Origin of the sequence: Kosakonia sp. ML.JS2a (genome assembly GCF_025642095.1) — a bacterium.
Classification (GTDB): Bacteria; Pseudomonadota; Gammaproteobacteria; order Enterobacterales; family Enterobacteriaceae.
Genome location: NZ_CP106754.1, coordinates 4,378,457 through 4,398,934, shown reverse-complemented (window position 1 = coordinate 4,398,934; position 20,478 = coordinate 4,378,457). Strand labels below are relative to the sequence as shown.

The 20,478-nt window shown below is 55.2% G+C and carries 18 protein-coding genes; all 18 read left to right on the top strand.

Annotated elements, in window-relative coordinates; genetic code table 11:
- Positions 1-157 precede the first annotated feature (157 nt).
- Entirely contained in the window at positions 158-1,162 is a 1,005-nt protein-coding gene (cra, locus tag N7922_RS20765) for a catabolite repressor/activator (RefSeq protein WP_061497721.1), read from the top strand.
- Positions 1,163-1,786: 624 nt separating this feature from the next.
- Positions 1,787-2,245, top strand: a complete 459-nt coding sequence (gene mraZ, locus N7922_RS20760) for a division/cell wall cluster transcriptional repressor MraZ (protein ID WP_061497719.1) — start codon at positions 1,787-1,789, stop codon at positions 2,243-2,245.
- A 2-nt stretch (positions 2,246-2,247) separates the two neighbouring features.
- Entirely contained in the window at positions 2,248-3,189 is a 942-nt protein-coding gene (gene rsmH / locus N7922_RS20755) for a 16S rRNA (cytosine(1402)-N(4))-methyltransferase RsmH (protein ID WP_263098064.1), read from the top strand.
- Entirely contained in the window at positions 3,186-3,551 is a 366-nt protein-coding gene (gene ftsL, locus N7922_RS20750; RefSeq protein WP_061497715.1) for a cell division protein FtsL, read from the top strand. The genes rsmH and ftsL overlap by 4 nt, the downstream gene beginning before the upstream one ends.
- A gap of 25 nt (positions 3,552-3,576) precedes the next feature.
- Complete coding sequence (locus tag N7922_RS20745; protein WP_263098063.1) at positions 3,577-5,343, top strand: peptidoglycan glycosyltransferase FtsI; 1,767 nt, start codon at positions 3,577-3,579, stop codon at positions 5,341-5,343.
- A complete protein-coding gene (gene murE / locus N7922_RS20740) occupies positions 5,330-6,817 on the top strand; it encodes a UDP-N-acetylmuramoyl-L-alanyl-D-glutamate--2,6-diaminopimelate ligase (RefSeq protein WP_263098062.1) in 1,488 nt (495 codons plus the stop codon). The genes N7922_RS20745 and murE overlap by 14 nt, the downstream gene beginning before the upstream one ends.
- On the top strand, positions 6,814-8,172 hold the full coding sequence (murF, locus tag N7922_RS20735; RefSeq protein WP_263098061.1) for a UDP-N-acetylmuramoyl-tripeptide--D-alanyl-D-alanine ligase: 1,359 nt from the start codon (positions 6,814-6,816) through the stop codon (positions 8,170-8,172). Before murE ends, murF begins: the two co-directional genes overlap by 4 nt.
- Positions 8,166-9,248 carry a phospho-N-acetylmuramoyl-pentapeptide-transferase gene (gene mraY / locus N7922_RS20730; protein ID WP_061497707.1) on the top strand — a complete coding sequence of 361 codons (1,083 nt, stop codon included), beginning with the start codon at positions 8,166-8,168 and terminating at the stop codon, positions 9,246-9,248. The genes murF and mraY overlap by 7 nt, the downstream gene beginning before the upstream one ends.
- Positions 9,249-9,250: 2 nt before the next feature.
- Entirely contained in the window at positions 9,251-10,567 is a 1,317-nt protein-coding gene (gene murD, locus N7922_RS20725; RefSeq protein WP_263098060.1) for a UDP-N-acetylmuramoyl-L-alanine--D-glutamate ligase, read from the top strand.
- The gene (gene ftsW, locus N7922_RS20720) at positions 10,567-11,811 is read left to right on the top strand and encodes a cell division protein FtsW (RefSeq protein ID WP_263098059.1); all 1,245 of its coding nucleotides are present in this window, start codon (positions 10,567-10,569) and stop codon (positions 11,809-11,811) included. The genes murD and ftsW overlap by 1 nt, the downstream gene beginning before the upstream one ends.
- Positions 11,808-12,875 (top strand): undecaprenyldiphospho-muramoylpentapeptide beta-N-acetylglucosaminyltransferase, encoded by a 1,068-nt coding sequence (gene murG, locus N7922_RS20715; RefSeq protein ID WP_263098058.1) that lies wholly within the window; start codon positions 11,808-11,810, stop codon positions 12,873-12,875. The genes ftsW and murG overlap by 4 nt, the downstream gene beginning before the upstream one ends.
- A 57-nt stretch (positions 12,876-12,932) precedes the next feature.
- Positions 12,933-14,405, top strand: a complete 1,473-nt coding sequence (gene murC / locus N7922_RS20710; RefSeq protein WP_263098057.1) for a UDP-N-acetylmuramate--L-alanine ligase — start codon at positions 12,933-12,935, stop codon at positions 14,403-14,405.
- Positions 14,398-15,318 carry a D-alanine--D-alanine ligase gene (locus N7922_RS20705; RefSeq protein ID WP_263098056.1) on the top strand — a complete coding sequence of 307 codons (921 nt, stop codon included), beginning with the start codon at positions 14,398-14,400 and terminating at the stop codon, positions 15,316-15,318. The genes murC and N7922_RS20705 overlap by 8 nt, the downstream gene beginning before the upstream one ends.
- 1 nt (position 15,319) lies before the next feature.
- Entirely contained in the window at positions 15,320-16,168 is an 849-nt protein-coding gene (gene ftsQ, locus N7922_RS20700; RefSeq protein WP_263098055.1) for a cell division protein FtsQ, read from the top strand.
- Positions 16,165-17,421: a cell division protein FtsA gene (gene ftsA, locus N7922_RS20695; RefSeq protein WP_061497690.1), complete on the top strand. Its 1,257-nt coding sequence runs from the start codon at positions 16,165-16,167 to the stop codon at positions 17,419-17,421. Before ftsQ ends, ftsA begins: the two co-directional genes overlap by 4 nt.
- 63 nt (positions 17,422-17,484) lie before the next feature.
- Positions 17,485-18,633 (top strand): cell division protein FtsZ, encoded by a 1,149-nt coding sequence (gene ftsZ / locus N7922_RS20690; protein ID WP_263098054.1) that lies wholly within the window; start codon positions 17,485-17,487, stop codon positions 18,631-18,633.
- Between the two features lie 100 nt (positions 18,634-18,733).
- Entirely contained in the window at positions 18,734-19,651 is a 918-nt protein-coding gene (gene lpxC, locus N7922_RS20685) for a UDP-3-O-acyl-N-acetylglucosamine deacetylase (RefSeq protein WP_263098053.1), read from the top strand.
- Positions 19,652-19,922: 271 nt separating this feature from the next.
- The gene (gene secM / locus N7922_RS20680) at positions 19,923-20,429 is read left to right on the top strand and encodes a secA translation cis-regulator SecM (protein WP_263098052.1); all 507 of its coding nucleotides are present in this window, start codon (positions 19,923-19,925) and stop codon (positions 20,427-20,429) included.
- Positions 20,430-20,478: the final 49 nt, after the last annotated feature.

Here is a 20,478-nt window from a genome sequence, read left to right as displayed (position 1 = left end):
AAGGCCTGACATCTGGTGTCGGGCCTTTTTTTTTGCGAAATCAGATGGAACCAGAGACGAAAGCGGTTGCCGCAGTGCCTATTCTGCGCTTAGATGTTATGGAAATTAGCCTATATCCCTAAAAAGGTTATGGAGTGCATTATTTTAAGGGGCAATTGTGAAACTGGATGAAATCGCCCGGCTAGCCGGCGTCTCACGAACCACGGCAAGCTACGTCATCAATGGTAAGGCGAAGCAATATCGTGTCAGCGACAAAACCGTTGAAAAAGTCATGGCTGTCGTTCGTGAGCATAACTACCACCCGAATGCGGTAGCGGCTGGGTTGCGAGCAGGACGTACTCGCTCTATTGGGCTGGTTATCCCCGATCTCGAAAACACGAGTTACACGCGTATTGCTAACTATCTGGAACGGCAGGCGCGTCAGCGCGGTTATCAGTTGCTGATTGCCTGTTCAGAAGATCAACCAGATAACGAAATGCGCTGTATTGAACATCTCTTGCAGCGCCAGGTGGATGCCATCATCGTCTCCACTTCGTTGCCGCCGGAGCATCCGTTCTATCAGCGCTGGGCAAATGACTCCTTCCCGATTGTCGCACTGGATCGTGCGCTGGATCGTGAACACTTCACCAGCGTTGTCGGTGCCGATCAGGACGATTCAGAAATGCTGGCGGCGGAACTGCGTAAATTCCCGGCTGAACGTGTGCTGTACATGGGGGCGCTGCCGGAGCTCTCGGTAAGTTTCCTGCGTGAGCAAGGGTTCCGCACCGCCTGGAAAGACGATCCGCGCGAGGTGCAGTATCTCTATGCCAATAGCTACGAGCGAGAAGCCGCTGCTCAGCTGTTCGAAAAATGGCTGGAAACAAACCCAATGCCGCAGGCGCTGTTTATCACTTCGTTTGCATTATTGCAGGGTGTGCTGGACGTGACCTTGCGCCGCGACGGTAAACTGCCGTCTGATTTGGCCATTGCGACGTTTGGCGATCACGAACTGCTAGATTTCCTGCAATGCCCGGTGTTGGCTGTTGCGCAGCGTCATCGTGATGTGGCAGAGCGTGTGCTGGAAATCGTGCTGGCAAGCCTCGACGAGCCGCGTAAACCGAAAGCGGGTCTGAGCCGCATCCGCCGCAATCTCTACCGCCGCGGGATATTAAGTCGCGTTTAACCACCGGCATTAAAGGCAGCGGCAGCTGCCTTTTTTGTTTTTGCCTCTGTCTTTAATCAATTTATTGCACTTTATCCACCTAAGATAAATCCTTATTTTTTATCAGGTGGTTTTTTTTATTTATTCAGGTTGTTTCTTTAAATCCAATTTTTATGAGTTATTGAGAAGTAACTGAACATGATTTCTGTATTAAATTGTTACATCTGAAAAATGGGCGCAATTGCCGAATTAACAACCATTTCTGGCATGGGGGTTTTGTCATCGCTCATCCGCCGCCGCGCTAAGTGCAGCCTGACGTAACTGGCACTGTTCAGGGGCGTCAATATGTCTTAAAATGCCGCCCGCGTCGCAAACTGACACTTTATATTTCGCGCGCAGAAATTGAATGGTTTTAAACGCCGGTGCGCATATTCTGTTTTTTTTCTTGCAAATATTCATGACGTTAATTTGCCTCGTAAGCTGAGCAGTAATTCACCAACGCAGATATTCACTGCGAATAAGGGATCTTTTACTCTGGTTAGCCTTTGCGCTGGCTTGACAAGCTTTTCCTCCGCTCCGTAAACTCCCTTGGTGGGATTTTGTGGGATAAAGTGGTGAAAAAGATCACCCGGGGGTGAATCGGACATGTTCCGTGGCGCGACGTTAGTCAATCTCGACAGCAAAGGGCGGTTATCCGTTCCGACCCGTTATCGGGATTTGCTGCAGGAGAATGCTTCCGGTCAGATGGTGTGCACCATTGACATCCGTCACGCATGCCTGCTGCTTTACCCTCTGCCCGAATGGGAAATTATCGAGCAAAAATTGTCGCGTCTGTCGAGCATGAATCCGCTCGAGCGGCGCGTACAACGTTTATTGCTGGGACACGCCAGCGAGTGCCAGATGGATAGCGCCGGGCGTTTATTGATCGCACCTGTTTTGCGGCAACACGCCGGGCTGACCAAAGAAGTGATGCTGGTCGGGCAGTTCAATAAATTTGAGCTGTGGGACGAAACGACCTGGTATCAACAGGTCAAGGAAGATATCGACGCTGAGCAATCTGGTTCCGAAGCGCTTTCGGATCGATTGCAGGATTTGTCTCTGTAAAGATGATGGAAAATTTTAAACACACGACGGTGCTGCTGGATGAGGCCGTTAATGGCCTGAATATTCGTCCGGATGGCATTTACATCGATGGCACTTTTGGTCGCGGTGGTCACTCGCGCCTGATCCTCTCCCGTTTGGGAGCGGCAGGACGCTTGCTGGCGATCGATCGCGATCCGCAGGCGATTGCTGTAGCTCAAACCATTGATGATCCCCGCTTCTCCATCATTCATGGACCTTTCTCTGCGCTTGCTGATTATGTCAGCGAGCGTGAACTTGTTGGCAAGATCGACGGAATTCTTCTCGATCTTGGCGTTTCTTCACCGCAACTCGACGATCCTGAACGCGGTTTTTCCTTTATGCGTGATGGGCCGCTGGACATGCGTATGGATCCTACGCGTGGCCAGTCCGCCGCCGAATGGCTGCAAACCGCTGAAGAAGCCGACATTGCCTGGGTGCTGAAAACCTTTGGCGAAGAGCGTTTTGCCAAACGTATTGCCCGCGCCATTGTTGAGCGTAACCGCGTTGACCCGATGACCCGCACAAAAGCGCTGGCGGAAGTGGTTGCGGCGGCGACACCGGTGAAAGACAAGTTCAAACATCCCGCGACCCGTACCTTCCAGGCGGTGCGCATTTGGGTGAACAGTGAACTGGAGGAGATCGAGCAGGCGCTAAAAAACTCGCTCGGCGTGCTGGCCCCGGGAGGGCGGCTTTCGATTATCAGCTTCCATTCGCTGGAAGACCGGATTGTAAAACGCTTTATGCGTGAGCAAAGCCGGGGCCCGCAGGTTCCTGCCGGGTTGCCGATGACCGAAGAGCAACTCAGGAAACTGGGTGGCCGTCAGTTGCGAGCATTAGGAAAGTTGATGCCGGGTGAAGAAGAAGTGGCTGAAAACCCACGTGCCCGTAGTTCAGTTCTGCGTATTGCAGAGAGGACGAACGCATGATCGGCAGAGTGACAGAGACCCTGAGCAAAATGAAAGGATCGTTAGGAAGCAACGAGCGCCATGCTTTGCCTGGCGTGATCGGCGACGATCTTTTGCGATTTGGGAAACTGCCACTCTGTCTGTTCATTTGCATCATCATGACGGCGGTGACGGTGGTGACCACCTCTCACCACACGCGCTTATTAACCGCGCAGCGCGAGCAGATGGTTCTCGAACGCGATGCGCTGGATATCGAGTGGCGCAACCTGATCCTGGAAGAGAATGCGCTTGGCGATCATAGCCGGGTTGAGCGGATCGCGACGGAAAAGCTGCAAATGCAGCATGTCGATCCTTCCCAGGAAAATATCGTAGTACAGAAATAGTGACGAATAAGGAATCACGCGACGCATGAAAGCAGCGGCGAAGACGCTTAAACCGAAACGCCAGGAAGAACAGGCCAACTTTGTGAGTTGGCGTTTTGCGTTGCTTTGCGGTTGCATTTTACTGGCGCTGGGATTCCTGCTTTGCCGGGTCGCGTATTTGCAAATCGTCAACCCGGATATGCTGGTGCGTGAAGGGGACATGCGTTCCCTGCGCGTTCAGGAAGTCGCGACATCGCGCGGGATGATTACCGATCGTTCCGGTCGTCCGCTGGCGGTAAGTGTGCCAGTGAAAGCCATTTGGGCCGATCCGAAAGAATTGCATGATGCAGGCGGCGTTACGCTGGATAACCGCTGGAAAGCACTTTCCGACGCGCTGAACATGCCGCTCGATCAACTCGCTGCGCGCATTAACGCCAACCCCAAAATGCGTTTTATCTATCTGGCCCGCCAGGTCAACCCGGATCTGGGCGACTACATCAAAAAACTCAAGCTTCCGGGCATCCACCTGCGAGAAGAGTCTCGCCGTTACTACCCGTCCGGGGAAGTGACTGCTCACCTCATTGGCTTTACCAACGTTGACAGCCAGGGGATTGAAGGGGTCGAGAAAAGTTTTGATAAGTGGCTCACCGGGCAACCCGGCGAGCGCGTTGTGCGTAAAGACCGCTATGGTCGCGTTATCGAAGATATTTCCTCAACGGACAGCCAGGCTGCGCATAACCTTGCGCTGAGCATCGATGAGCGCCTGCAGGCGCTGGTCTACCGTGAACTGAATAACGCGGTGGCATTTAACAAGGCAGAGTCCGGTAGTGCGGTGTTGGTGGATGTGAACACCGGCGAAGTGCTGGCGATGGCGAACAGCCCCTCGTACAACCCGAATAACTTCACCGGTACGGCGCAGGATGCCATGCGTAACCGCGCTATCACCGACGTCTTCGAACCGGGCTCCACCGTTAAACCTATGGTGGTGATGACCGCGTTGCAGCGCGGCGTTGTAAACCCTAACACGGTGTTAAATACCGTGCCTTATCGTATTAACGGCCATGAAATCAAAGACGTGGCGCGCTACAGCGAGTTAACCCTCACCGGGGTGCTACAGAAGTCGAGTAACGTTGGTGTGTCAAAACTGGCGTTAGCGATGCCCTCCTCAGCGTTAGTAGATACTTACTCACGTTTTGGACTGGGAAAAACGACCAATTTGGGGATGGTCGGGGAACGCAGTGGCTTATTTCCTCAAAAACAACGGTGGTCTGACATAGAGAGGGCCACCTTCTCTTTCGGCTACGGGCTAATGGTAACGCCGTTACAGTTAGCGCGTGTCTACGCAACGATTGGCAGTTATGGCATCTATCGCCCGCTGTCGATTACCAAAGTTGACCCGCCCGTGCCGGGCGAACGCGTCTTTGCCGAGCCTATCGTGCGCACCGTGGTGCACATGATGGAGAGCGTTGCGCTGCCAGGCGGCGGCGGGGTGAAGGCCGCCATCAAAGGGTATCGCATCGCTATCAAGACCGGTACAGCCAAAAAAGTCGGTCCGGACGGTCGCTATATCAATAAATACATTGCTTACACCGCTGGCGTCGCGCCTGCCAGCCGCCCGCGCTTTGCGCTGGTGGTGGTCATTAACGATCCGCAAGCGGGTAAATACTACGGTGGCGCCGTGTCTGCGCCGGTCTTTGGTGCCATCATGGGCGGCGTTCTGCGCACCATGAACATTGAGCCGGATGCGCTGACCACGGGCGAGAAAAGTGAGTTTGTAATTAATCAAGGCGAGGGAACAGGTGGCAGATCGTAATTTGCGCGACCTTCTCGCTCCGTGGGTGCCAGGTGCGCCGGAGCGAGCACTGCGGGAGATGACGCTCGACAGCCGTGTGGCTGCATCGGGCGATCTCTTTGTGGCGGTGGTCGGTCATCAGGCGGACGGGCGTCGTTATATCCCGCAGGCGATTGCGCAAGGTGTTGCTGCCATTATTGCTGAAGCGAAAGACGAAGCAAATGACGGTGAAATTCGTGAAATGCACGGCGTTCCGGTCATTTATCTCAGCCAGTTAAATGAGCGTCTTTCTGCGCTGGCGGGCCGTTTTTACGGTGAGCCTTCTGAACAATTACGCCTGATTGGCATAACCGGCACCAACGGTAAAACCACCACCACGCAATTGCTGGCGCAATGGAGCCAGTTACTGGGCGAAACCAGCGCGGTGATGGGGACCGTCGGTAACGGTTTGTTGGGCAAAGTGAGCCCGACGGAAAACACCACCGGTTCAGCGGTGGATGTGCAGCATGTGATTGCCAGCCTCGCGAAGCAAGGGGCAACGCTTGCTGCGATGGAAGTCTCATCACACGGTTTGGTGCAGCATCGCGTTGCCGCACTGAAATTTGTCGCCTCCGTGTTTACCAATTTAAGCCGCGATCACCTCGATTATCACGGGGATATGACGCAGTACGAAGCGGCGAAATGGCTGCTGTTTTCCTCGCACCACTATGGTCAGGCGATCGTCAACGCCGATGACGAAGTGGGGCGCCGCTGGCTGGCGAATCTGCCGGATGCGGTCGCGGTATCGATGGAAGATCATATCAACCCGAACTGCCATGGCCGCTGGTTGAAAGCCGTGGCGGTGGATTATCACGACAGTGGCGCCACGATCCGCTTTGACTCCTCATGGGGTGAAGGCGAAATTGAAAGCCGTCTGATGGGCGCATTTAACGTCAGCAATCTGCTGCTGGCGCTGGCAACGCTGCTGGCGTTGGGTTATCCGCTCAGTGAATTGCTGAAAACCGCGTCCCAACTGCAGCCGGTTTGCGGGCGTATGGAAGTGTTCAGCGCGCCGGGTAAACCGACGGTTGTCGTTGACTATGCCCATACGCCGGATGCGCTGGAAAAAGCTCTGCAGGCGGCGCGTCTGCACTGTACCGGCAAACTGTGGTGCGTGTTTGGCTGTGGCGGCGATCGCGATAAAGGCAAACGTCCGCTGATGGGCGCCATTGCTGAACAATTCTCGGATGTGCCCGTGGTGACGGATGACAACCCGCGCACAGAAGAGCCGCGCGCGATTATCAATGACATTCTTGCCGGGATGCTGGACGCCGGTCGTGCCCATGTGGTGGAAGGCCGCGCAGAAGCGGTGACCAATACCATCATGCAGGCCAAAGAGAACGACGTGGTGTTGCTGGCTGGTAAGGGCCACGAAGATTACCAGATTGTCGGTACGCGCCGTCTTGATTATTCCGACCGCGTGACGGCCGCGCGTTTGCTGGGGGTGGTGGCATGATTAGCGTAACGCTTGGCCAACTCACCGGTATTCTGCAGGGGGAATTACACGGTCAGGATGTCACTGTTGATGCGGTGACCAGCGATACCCGCAAATTAACGCCGGGTTGCCTGTTCGTGGCGCTGAAAGGCGAACGTTTCGATGCTCATGACTTTGCTGATAAAGCCAAAGAGGGCGGTGCGGGCGCGCTGCTGGTCAGCCGGAAACTGGATACCGACCTGCCGCAACTGGTGGTGAAGGATACCCGACTGGCGTTTGGCGAACTGGCTGCATGGGTTCGTCAGCAGGTTCCGGCTCGCGTCGTCGCGCTGACAGGATCTTCCGGCAAGACCTCGGTAAAAGAGATGACCGCCGCCATCCTCAGCGAGTGCGGGAATACCCTCTATACCGCAGGTAACCTCAACAACGATATCGGCGTGCCGATGACGCTGTTGCGTTTGACCAAAGCGCATCAGTACGCGGTGATTGAACTGGGGGCTAACCATCAGGGCGAAATCGCCTGGACCGTGGGACTGACCCGTCCGGAAGCCGCGCTGGTGAATAACCTGGCGGCGGCGCACCTGGAAGGTTTTGGTTCGCTGGCGGGGGTGGCAAAGGCCAAAGGTGAAATCTACACCGGGCTGCCGGACAACGGCATCGCCATTATGAATGCCGATAACAATGACTGGCTGAACTGGCAGAGCATCATCAGTGATCGCAAAGTCTGGCGCTTCTCGCCGAATGCGGCGAACAGTGATTTTACCGCTACCAACATTCATGTGACCTCGCACGGTACAGAGTTCACGTTACAAACGCCGGGCGGCAGCATTGATGTCACGCTGCCGTTGCCGGGCCGCCACAATATTGCCAATGCGCTGGCGGCGACCGCGCTGGCGATGGCGGTTGGCGCAAGCCTGGATGCAGTGAAGAAAGGTCTGGCGAATCTGAAAGCCGTACCTGGCCGCCTGTTCCCGGTTCAGTTGAGCGAAAATCAGCTGTTGCTGGATGACACTTACAACGCCAACGTCGGGTCAATGACCGCTGCGGCGCATGTGCTGGCCGAAATGCCCGGCTACCGGGTGATGGTGGTGGGCGACATGGCTGAATTGGGCGATGAGAGCAAGGCCTGTCACATTCAGGTCGGTGAAGCGGCAAAAGCTGTCGGCATCGACAAGGTACTGAGCGTGGGAACATTGAGCCAGGCATTAAGTTCTGCCAGCGGCGTTGGCGAGCATTTTAATGATAAAGCGGCAGTGGTGGCGCGTTTAAAAACGCTGATTGCCGAACAACAAATTTTGACCATTTTGGTTAAAGGTTCACGTAGTTCCGCCATGGAAGAGGTGGTACGCGAATTACAGGAGAACGGGACATGTTAGTGTGGCTGGCCGAACATTTGGTCAAATATTATTCAGGCTTTAACGTCTTTTCTTATCTGACGTTTCGCGCCATTGTCAGCCTGCTGACCGCGCTCTTCATCTCGTTGTGGATGGGGCCGCGCATGATTGCCCGCCTGCAAAAACTCTCTTTTGGACAGGTCGTACGTAACGATGGCCCGGAATCACACTTCAGCAAACGCGGTACCCCCACGATGGGCGGCATCATGATCCTTACCGCCATCGTTGTTTCCGTGCTGTTGTGGGCTTACCCGTCCAACCCATACGTCTGGTGCGTGCTGGTTGTGTTGGTGGGCTACGGCGTAATTGGTTTTGTCGACGACTACCGCAAGGTGGTGCGTAAAGACACGAAAGGGCTAATCGCGCGCTGGAAATATTTCTGGATGTCAGTCATCGCACTGGGTGTGGCCTTTGCTTTGTACCTTGCGGGCAAAGATACCCCGGCGACCGAACTGGTGGTGCCGTTCTTTAAAGATGTTATGCCGCAACTGGGCTTGCTCTACATTGCGCTGGCCTACTTTGTGATTGTCGGCACCGGCAACGCGGTCAACCTGACAGATGGTCTGGATGGCCTGGCGATTATGCCCACGGTATTTGTTGCCGGCGGTTTTGCGCTGGTGGCCTGGGCGACCGGGAACATGAACTTTGCGAATTACCTGCATATTCCTTATCTGCGCCATGCCGGGGAACTGGTTATCGTCTGTACGGCGATTGTTGGCGCAGGGTTGGGTTTCTTGTGGTTTAACACCTACCCGGCTCAGGTCTTTATGGGCGATGTGGGATCGCTGGCGCTGGGCGGCGCGCTGGGCATTATCGCTGTGCTGCTGCGCCAGGAGTTCCTGCTGGTGATCATGGGTGGCGTATTTGTGGTGGAAACACTGTCGGTCATTTTGCAGGTTGGTTCCTTCAAGCTGCGCGGACAGCGCATTTTCCGTATGGCGCCGATTCACCATCACTATGAACTGAAAGGCTGGCCAGAGCCGCGCGTGATTGTGCGTTTCTGGATTATTTCGCTGATGCTGGTGCTGATTGGCCTGGCAACGCTGAAGGTACGTTAATCATGGCAGATTACCAGGGTAAAAAGGTCGTCATTATCGGTTTAGGCCTGACAGGCCTTTCCTGCGTGGACTTTTTCCTCGCGCGCGGTGTCACGCCGCGGGTGATGGATACGCGCGTTTCACCGCCGGGGCTGGATAAGCTGCCCGAAGAGGTGGAGCGACATCTTGGTAGTCTTAACGATGACTGGCTGCTGGCGGCGGATCTGATCGTCGCAAGCCCGGGCATTGCGCTGGCTCACCCTTCTCTGAGCGCGGCGGCGGACGCCGGCATTGAGATCGTTGGCGATATTGAACTGTTCTGCCGCGAAGCGCAGGCGCCGGTGGTGGCCATTACCGGTTCCAACGGTAAAAGCACCGTAACGAAGCTTGTGGGCGAGATGGCCGAAGCGGGCGGCGTCAATGTCGGCGTCGGCGGCAATATTGGTCTGCCTGCGCTGATGCTGCTGGATGAAGCGCGTGAGCTGTATGTTCTTGAGTTGTCCAGCTTCCAGCTCGAAACCACGTCGAGTCTGCAGGCGGTGGCGGCAACCATTCTGAATGTGACGGAAGATCATATGGATCGTTATCCGTTTGGTCTGCAACAGTATCGTGCGGCGAAACTGCGTATCTACGAAAACGCGAAAGTGTGCGTGGTCAATGCTGATGATGCGCTTACCATGCCGGTTCGCGGCGCGGACGAACGTTGTGTCAGCTTTGGCGTGGATGTGGGCGATTATCACCTGAACCGTCAACAGGGTGAAACCTGGCTGCGGGTAAAAGGTGAAAAAGTGCTGAACGTAAAAGAGATGAAACTGAGCGGACAGCATAACTACACCAACGCGCTGGCTGCGCTGGCGCTGGCCGATGCCGCAGGTTTACCGCGCGCCAGCAGCCTGAAAGCGCTGACGACATTTACCGGTCTGGCGCATCGCTTCCAGTTGGCGCTGGATCATAACGGCGTGCGCTGGATCAACGATTCGAAAGCCACCAATGTCGGGAGTACCGAAGCGGCGCTAAATGGCCTGCATGTTGACGGTACGCTACACCTGCTGCTGGGTGGTGACGGTAAGTCCGCCGACTTTTCGCCGCTGAAGCGTTATCTCGGTGGCGATCGCGTGCGTTTGTACTGTTTTGGCCGTGATGGTGCGGAGCTGGCGGCGTTGCGCCCGGAGATCGCCGATCAAACCGATACCATGGATCAGGCGATGCGCCTTATCGCTTCGCGTGTGCAACCGGGCGATATGGTGCTGTTGTCACCGGCGTGCGCCAGCCTGGATCAGTTTAAGAATTTCGAACAACGGGGCGATGTCTTTACCCGTCTGGCGCAGGAGTTAGGTTGATGCGTTTAACTCTCCCCCGCCCGAGAATGCCGCGCCTGCCAGGATTTGGGATCCTGGCGTGGCTGTTTGCGGCATTAAAAGGCTGGGTGATGGGCTCCAGAGAGAAAGATACTGACAGCCTGGTGATGTATGACCGCACGCTGCTGTGGTTGACGCTGGGCCTGGCGGCTATCGGTTTTGTGATGGTGACCTCGGCGTCAATGCCGGTGGGGCAACGTCTCACTAACGATCCCTTTTTCTTTGCTAAACGCCATGCGTTGTATCTGTTCCTTGCGTTTTGCTCGGCGGCGATCACGTTGCGGTTACCGATGGAGTTCTGGCAGAAGTACAGCTCTGTCATGCTGATCGCTGCGATCATTATGCTGCTGGTGGTGCTGGTTGTGGGGAGCTCCATTAACGGGGCGTCGCGCTGGATTGACCTTGGTCTGATGCGTTTTCAGCCTGCGGAGTTCACCAAACTGTCGCTGTTCTGTTATCTGGCGAACTACCTCGTGCGTAAGGTCGACGAAGTGCGTAATAACCTGCGCGGCTTCCTCAAACCGATGGGGGTGATTCTGGTGCTGGCGGTATTACTGCTGGCGCAGCCGGACCTGGGTACGGTGGTGGTGCTGTTTATTACGACGCTGGCGATGCTGTTCCTGGCGGGGGCGAAGTTGTGGCAGTTTATCGCCATTATCGGTATGGGCATTTCGGCCGTTGTGCTGCTGATCCTCGCAGAACCGTACCGTATCCGCCGCGTGACGTCGTTCTGGAACCCGTGGGAAGATCCGTTTGGCAGTGGTTATCAGTTAACCCAGTCGTTGATGGCGTTTGGCCGCGGCGAACTGTGGGGGCAAGGGCTGGGTAATTCCATACAAAAACTGGAGTACTTGCCGGAAGCGCATACCGACTTCATCTTCTCCATTATCGGCGAAGAGCTCGGTTATATCGGTGTGGTGCTGGCGCTTTTAATGGTATTCTTCGTCGCTTTCCGCGCCATGTCCATCGGGCGTAAGGCGCTGGATATTGACCACCGCTTCTCAGGTTTTCTGGCTTGCTCTATTGGTATCTGGTTTAGCTTTCAGGCTCTGGTTAACGTAGGTGCGGCCGCAGGTATGCTGCCGACCAAAGGGTTGACGTTGCCGCTGATCAGCTACGGTGGCTCCAGCTTATTAATTATGTCGATGGCGATTACGCTGTTGCTGCGAATAGATTATGAAACGCGTCTGGAAAAAGCCCAGGCGTTTACACGAGGTTTGCGATGAGTGGTCAACCGAAGCGGTTAATGGTGATGGCAGGCGGCACCGGCGGGCATGTATTCCCCGGGCTTGCGGTCGCGCACCATTTAATGGATCAGGGCTGGCAAGTGCGCTGGCTTGGAACCGCGGATCGCATGGAGGCCGATCTGGTGCCTAAACATGGGATCGAGATCGACTTTATCCGTATCTCTGGCCTGCGTGGCAAAGGGATCAAGGCGCAGTTGCTGGCGCCGGTGCGCATTTTCAACGCCTGGCGTCAGGCGCGCGCGATTATGCAGCGCTTTAAACCCGACGTGGTGCTGGGGATGGGCGGTTATGTTTCTGGCCCTGGTGGTCTGGCGGCCTGGTCGCTGGGGATCCCGGTGGTGCTGCATGAGCAAAACGGCATTGCCGGTTTGACCAACAAATGGCTGGCGAAAATTGCCACCAAAGTGATGCAGGCATTTCCTGGTGCTTTCCCGAAAGCGGAAGTGGTGGGTAACCCGGTTCGCGTTGATGTGCTGGCGCTGCCATTGCCGCAGCAGCGTTTACCGGGGCGCGATGGCCCGGTGCGTGTGCTGGTTGTCGGCGGCTCGCAAGGCGCACGCGTACTGAATCAGACCATGCCGCAGGTGGCGGCAAAACTGGGTGAGTCGGTGACCCTCTGGCATCAGAGCGGTAAAGGCGCACAGCAGGAGGTTGAGCAGGCTTACGCCGCTGCGGGGGCGCCTCAGCATAAAGTGACGGAATTTATTGACGATATGGCGCAAGCCTACGCGTGGGCGGATGTGGTGGTTTGCCGTTCCGGCGCGCTGACGGTCAGTGAAATTGCCGCTGCTGGTTTACCGGCATTGTTCGTGCCGTTCCAGCATAAGGACCGGCAGCAATACTGGAATGCGCTGCCGCTGGAAAAAGCAGGTGCAGCGAAGATTCTGGAGCAACCGCAATTCACCGCTGACGCGGTGGCGGCGATCCTCGCGGGCTGGAACCGCGAAGCATTACTGGATATGGCGGAGCGCGCGCGTGCGGCGGCCATTCCAGATGCCACCGAACGAGTGGCGCATGAAGTGAGCCTGGCAGCACAGGCCTAAATACTGGCGGCGCCTGTTGCGCCGCGCGAATTTGAAGTAGTCGATGGCGTTTAGAGAATGAATACACAAGAACTGGCGAAACTGCGTTCAATCGTGCCCGAGATGCGTCGCGTCCGGCACATTCACTTCGTTGGCATTGGCGGTGCCGGCATGGGTGGTATTGCCGAAGTACTGGCCAACGAAGGCTATCAGATCAGCGGTTCCGATCTGGCCCCGAACCCGGTAACGCAACAGTTGACGTCGCTTGGCGCCACTATTTATTTCAATCACCGTCCGGAAAACGTGAGTGATGCCAGCGTTGTTGTGGTCTCCAGCGCTATTTCTGCCGATAACCCGGAGATTGTCGCGGCACATGAAGCGCGTATTCCAGTGATCCGCCGTGCGGAGATGCTGGCTGAATTAATGCGTTTTCGTCATGGCATCGCGATTGCCGGTACGCACGGTAAAACCACCACTACGGCGATGGTGGCAAGTATTTACGCGGAAGCCGGACTGGATCCGACGTTCGTTAACGGTGGTCTGGTGAAAGCCGCCGGGGTGCATGCGCGCCTGGGGCACAGCCGTTATTTGATTGCCGAAGCAGACGAGAGCGATGCCTCTTTCCTGCATTTACAACCGATGGTGGCCATTGTCACCAATATCGAAGCCGACCATATGGATACCTACCAGGGCGACTTTGAGAATTTGAAAACGACGTTTATCAACTTCCTGCATAACCTGCCGTTCTATGGCCGTGCAGTGATGTGCGTTGATGATCCGGTGATCCGTGAGCTGCTGCCGCGTGTGGGCCGTCAGACAACGACCTACGGTTTTAGCGACGATGCAGATGTTCGCGTTGAGAATTATCGCCAGATTGGGCCGCAGGGGCACTTTACGCTGGTGCGCCAGGATAAACCGGAACTGCGTGTGACGCTGAATGCGCCGGGCCGTCATAACGCCCTGAATGCCGCTGCCGCCGTTGCCGTGGCGACAGAGGAAGGTATTGAAGATGAGGCCATTCTGCGTGCGCTGGAAAGTTTCCAGGGGACCGGGCGTCGTTTCGACTTCCTTGGTGAATTCCCGCTGGAAGGGGTGAATGGCAAACCGGGTACTGCCATGCTGGTTGACGACTACGGTCATCACCCGACCGAAGTGGATGCCACCATTAAAGCAGCACGCGCGGGCTGGCCGGATAAAAAACTGGTGATGGTATTCCAGCCTCACCGTTATACCCGTACCCGCGATCTGTATGACGACTTTGCCAATGTGCTGACGCAGGTCGATGCGCTGCTGATGCTGGAAGTGTATCCGGCGGGTGAAGCGGCGATCCCGGGCGCGGATAGCCGTTCGCTGTGCCGTACTATTCGTAGTCGCGGCAAGATCGATCCGATTCTGGCATCCGATCCAGGCCAGGTTGCGGCTATGCTGGCGCCGGTGCTGACCGGTAATGATCTGATCCTGATTCAGGGCGCTGGCAACATCGGCAAAATCGCCCGTAGTCTGGCGGAGAGTAAACTGAAGCCACAGACCCCGGAGGAGAGCAATGGCTGAGAAAGTCGCTGTCCTGCTCGGTGGCACCTCCGCAGAGCGTGAGGTTTCGCTCAATTCCGGTGCTGCGGTGATTAGCGGCTTACGTGAAGGCGGTGTGGATGCGCATGGCGTTGATCCGCGCGATGTTGATGTCACTCGCCTGAAAGAGATGGGCTATAGCAAAGCGTTTATCGCGTTGCATGGTCGCGGCGGTGAAGACGGAACGTTGCAGGGGTTACTGGAACTGACCGGCATGGCCTATACCGGTAGCGGCGTGATGGCATCGGCGATTTCGATGGATAAATTACGCAGTAAGCTGCTGTGGCAAGGGGCGGGACTGCCGGTTGCGCCTTCTGTTGGCATCACGCGCGATGAGTTCGAAATAGGCCTAAAAAGTGATGATATTCAACGCATTGACCAACTGGGGTTACCCGTTATTGTCAAGCCCAGCCGTGAAGGCTCCAGCGTTGGAATGTCGAAAGTCGACAACAGTGATGATCTGCACGCAGCATTAGCGCTTGCGTTTCAACATGATGATGACGTTCTGATCGAAAAATGGCTGAGTGGGCCCGAATTTACCGTGGCGATACTCGGAAATGAAATTTTACCGTCGATCCGCATTCAACCGGCGGGAATCTTCTATGATTATGAGGCGAAGTATCTCTCTGATGAGACGAAATATTTCTGCCCATCAGGTCTGGAAGAAGAGCGTGAAGCGGTTTTACAGTCCCTGGTGCTTAAAGCCTGGCGTGTTTTAGGTTGTCGCGGGTGGGGGCGAATTGATGCGATGCTGGATAGCGACGGTCAGTTTTATTTGCTGGAAGCGAACACCTCGCCGGGGATGACGAGCCATAGCCTGGTGCCGATGGCGGCGCGGCAGGCAGGGCTGAGCTTCTCGCAACTTGTGGTTCGCATTCTGGATCTGGCGGAGTGATATGTCTCAGGCTGCGCTGAACACGCGAAACCGTGATGAGGAAGCGGTATCGGCTTCCCGGCGGAATAATGGAACGCGTCTTGCAGGCATCGTGTTCCTGCTGGCGGTGCTGTGCACCGTGTTTGTTAGCGGCTGGGTGGTGCTGGGGTGGATGGACGATGCGCAGCGGTTGCCGTTGTCGAAACTGGTGGTGACGGGCGATCGCCACTACACGCGCAATGATGATATTCGCCAGACGATTCTGGCGTTGGGCGCACCCGGCACCTTTATGACGCAAGACGTGAACATTATTCAGAGTCAGATCGAGCGTCTGCCTTGGATAAAGCAGGCAAGCGTTCGCAAGCAGTGGCCGGACGAATTGAAGATTCATCTGGTTGAATATGTGCCCATAGCACGGTGGAATGATCAGCATATGGTTGATGTGGACGGCAATTCTTTCAGCGTGCCGGCCGAACGAACCAGTAAACAAGTTTTACCGATGTTGTACGGTCCCGAAGGCAGCGAAAGCGAAGTTTTACAGGGCTACCGCGATATGGGACAAGTGCTGGCTAAGGATAAGTTCACGTTGAAAGAAGCGGCGATGACCGCACGGCGTTCATGGCAGTTAACGCTGAATAATGACATCAGGCTTAATCTGGGCCGTGGCGATACCATGAAACGCCTGGCGCGTTTTGTTGAACTCTACCCGGTTCTTCAGCAGCAGGCGCAAACGGATGGCAAAGAGATAAGCTACGTGGATTTACGCTATGACTCAGGCGCGGCTGTAGGCTGGAAAGCGGCCCCTGTTCAGGAACCGAATCAGCAGCAAAATCAGGCACAACAGAATCAGGCACAGGCAGAGCAACAATGATCAAGGCGACGGACAGAAAACTGGTAGTTGGACTGGAGATTGGCACCGCGAAGGTAGCCGCTTTAGTAGGGGAAGTTCTGCCCGATGGCATTGTGAATATCATTGGCGTGGGGAGTTGCCCATCCCGTGGGATGGACAAAGGTGGCGTAAACGATTTGGAATCGGTGGTGAAGTGCGTGCAACGCGCCATCGATCAGGCTGAACTGATGGCCGATTGCCAGATCTCCTCGGTCTACCTTGCGCTGTCGGGGAAACATATTAGTTGCCAGAATGAAATTGGCATGGTGCCGATTTCAGAAGAAGAAGTGACGCAGGAAGATGTTGAAAACGTGGTGCATACCGCCAAGTCGGTGCGTGTACGTGATGAACACCGCGTTTTGCATGTCATTCCGCAAGAGTATGCCATTGACTACCAGGAAGGCATCAAAAACCCGGTAGGTCTGTCTGGCGTGCGTATGCAGGCAAAGGTGCATTTGATCACCTGTCATAACGATATGGCGAAAAACATCGTTAAAGCGGTTGAACGATGTGGGTTAAAAGTTGACCAACTTATTTTCGCAGGGCTGGCTTCCAGCTACTCCGTATTAACGGAAGATGAGCGTGAATTGGGGGTCTGCGTTGTCGATATCGGCGGTGGTACAATGGACATGGCGGTCTACACTGGCGGCGCGTTGCGTCATACCAAAGTGATCCCTTACGCAGGGAATGTGGTAACCAGCGATATTGCTTACGCTTTCGGTACACCGCCAAGCGATGCAGAAGCGATCAAGGTTCGCCATGGTTGCGCGTTGGGTTCGCTGGTGGGTAAAGATGAGAGTGTTGAGGTGCCGAGCGTGGGTGGGCGTCCACCGCGTAGTCTGCAGCGTCAGACGTTAGCGGATGTGATTGAACCGCGCTACACCGAGCTGCTCAATCTGGTGAACGACGAAATTTTGCAGTTGCAGGAACAGCTTCGCCAGCAAGGGGTGAAACATCACCTGGCGGCGGGGATTGTATTGACCGGCGGCGCGGCGCAAATTGAAGGTCTGGCGGCCTGCGCGCAGCGCGTGTTCCATACGCAGGTGCGTATTGGTGCGCCGCTCAATATTACTGGCTTAACCGATTATGCCCAGGAGCCTTACTATTCAACGGCGGTTGGGCTGCTTCACTACGGGAAAGAGACCCATTTGAGTGGTGAAGCGGAAGTGGAAAAACGTGTGTCAGTTGGCTCGTGGTTCAAAAGAATCAATAGCTGGCTGCGAAAAGAGTTTTAATTTTTTTCAGAGACCGCCGAAAATTAACGGTCTCAGGCGACAGGCACAAGACGGAGAGAAACTATGTTTGAACCAATGGAATTAACCAACGACGCGGTGATTAAAGTCATCGGCGTCGGTGGCGGCGGCGGTAATGCCGTAGAACATATGGTGCGCGAGCGCATTGAGGGTGTTGAATTCTTCGCAGTGAATACCGACGCGCAGGCGTTGCGTAAAACGGCGGTAGGTCAAACCATCCAGATCGGTGGTGGAATCACTAAAGGTCTGGGCGCAGGGGCAAACCCTGAAGTTGGCCGTAACGCCGCGGAAGAAGACCGTGAAGCGCTGCGCGCTGCGCTGGAAGGCGCTGATATGGTCTTTATTGCTGCGGGCATGGGCGGCGGGACCGGTACTGGCGCTGCACCAGTCGTCGCCGAAGTGGCAAAAGATCTGGGTATCCTGACCGTTGCTGTGGTGACTAAGCCTTTCAATTTCGAAGGCAAGAAGCGCATGGCATTCGCGGAGCAGGGTATTACTGAACTGTCCAAGCATGTTGACTCACTGATCACTATCCCGAACGACAAGCTGCTGAAAGTGCTGGGTCGCGGCATCTCTCTGCTGGATGCTTTCGGTGCAGCGAATGACGTGCTGAAAGGCGCGGTGCAGGGTATCGCAGAGCTGATTACGCGTCCGGGTCTGATGAACGTCGACTTTGCAGACGTGCGTACGGTGATGTCCGAAATGGGCTATGCGATGATGGGTTCCGGCGTTGCCAGTGGTGAAGACCGTGCGGAAGAAGCCGCCGAAATGGCGATCTCCAGCCCGCTGCTGGAAGATATCGACCTGTCTGGTGCGCGTGGCGTGTTGGTTAACATCACTGCGGGCTTTGACCTGCGCCTGGATGAGTTCGAAACTGTGGGTAATACTATCCGTGCGTTTGCTTCGGATAACGCGACCGTGGTTATCGGTACTTCTCTTGATCCGGATATGAACGACGAACTGCGTGTGACTGTGGTGGCGACCGGTATCGGTATGGACAAACGTCCGGAAATCACGCTGGTGACAAACAAACAAGCGCAACAGCCTGTGATGGATCGTTACCAGCAGCACGGCATGCAGCCGATGCAGCAGGAGCAGAAACCGGCGAAAGTGGTTAACGACAATGCGCCGCAGACCACTAAAGAGCCGGATTATCTGGATATTCCAGCGTTTCTGCGTAAGCAAGCGGACTAAGAATTTGCTGGAAGTTGGGCTTCTTCGCTCTTTGTGCTAAACTGGCCCACCGATTGTGTTATACAATTTGGTTGGATTGGTAATTAGGCGAGATTATACGATGATCAAACAAAGGACACTTAAACGTATCGTTCAGGCGACTGGCGTCGGTTTGCATACCGGCAAGAAAGTCACCCTGACGTTGCGCCCTGCGCCGGCAAATACCGGGGTCATCTATCGTCGCACTGACTTAAATCCACCGGTAGACTTTCCGGCTGATGCTAAATCTGTGCGTGATACTATGCTCTGTACTTGTCTGGTCAACGAGCATGACGTGCGGATTTCGACCGTTGAGCATCTGAATGCTGCTCTGGCGGGGCTGGGTATCGACAACATCGTTGTTGAAGTCGATGCGCCGGAAATCCCGATTATGGATGGCAGTGCTGCACCGTTCGTCTACTTGCTGCTGGATGCAGGGATCGAAGAGCTGAACAGCGCCAAAAAATTTGTGCGCATCAAAAACACCGTGCGCGTTGAAGACGGCGATAAATGGGCTGAGTTTAAACCGCACAACGGTTTTTCTCTCGATTTTACCATCGACTTCAATCACCCGGCGATTGATGCAAGCACGCAACGCTACGCGATGAACTTCTCTGCCGACGCATTTATGCGCCAGATTAGCCGTGCGCGTACCTTCGGTTTCATGCGTGATATCGAATACCTCCAGTCCCGTGGATTGTGCCTGGGCGGTAGCTTCGATTGTGCCATCGTAGTTGACGATTATCGCGTACTGAACGAAGATGGCCTGCGTTTCGAAGATGAGTTTGTTCGCCACAAAATGCTGGATGCGATTGGCGACCTGTTCATGTGTGGTCACAACATCATTGGTGCGTTTACGGCGTATAAATCCGGTCACGCACTGAACAACAAACTGTTGCAGGCTGTTCTGGCAAAACAGGAAGCCTGGGAATATGTGACCTTCGAAGACGAAGCGGAATTGCCGCTGGCGTTCAAAGCCCCGTCTATGGTTCTGGCATAACGCCATAACTGCAAAAATCGACTGGTTAACCTGGCACTCTCTCCGGTCAGGGAGGCCAGTCGTTTTTATTTGTACGTTTGCAACAATCCTCTTTTCATTCCCTTCTCTTCTGAACAGACCTCTTGCGGCGCGATCGCTGTTTTCGTAACCACTTTTATCCCTCTGGCACCGGAATACTGCTGCGGTGCAGGCGGCTTTAGTGGTAAAATCCGTGCGCAAAAGGACACATACAGAAGCACATTCGGGTAAGCGTTATTTTTGGGTGGAGCAAGTGAGCGGAATACTGACGCGCTGGCGACAATTTGGTAGACGCTATTTCTGGCCTCATCTCTTATTAGGGATGGTCGCGGCGAGCCTTGGCTTGCCTGCGCTTGCTGGTAGCGCCGAACCCACGCAAACGCCGCGCGAAACCACCCGTAATCACGTCAGCACCGGCACGGTTAATTTCACCAGTCTTGCTTTACTGGAAGCCAATCGCCGTCCTAACTTTACTGTCGATTACTGGCATCAACATGCCATCCGCACCGTTATTCGTCATCTTTCGTTTGCCATGGCGCCTCAAGCGCTGCCAGTTGCGACGGAAGAGCCACTGCCGATTCAGGCCCACCATCTCGCTTTACTGGATACGCTCAGCGCGTTATTGAACCAGGAAGGGAAACCGCCGGCGATTGTTCGTCTGGCACTCCAGACAGCCGCTATACCTGACGCCGCGTTCCGCATTTCCACCTGGTTAGGTCAGGTGCAGGGCATTCGCGCCGGCCCTCTTCGCCTCAGCTAAAAAAAGAGTCCTTTATTCATTTTTTTAGCTCCGCAGAGCGGGGCGTTTG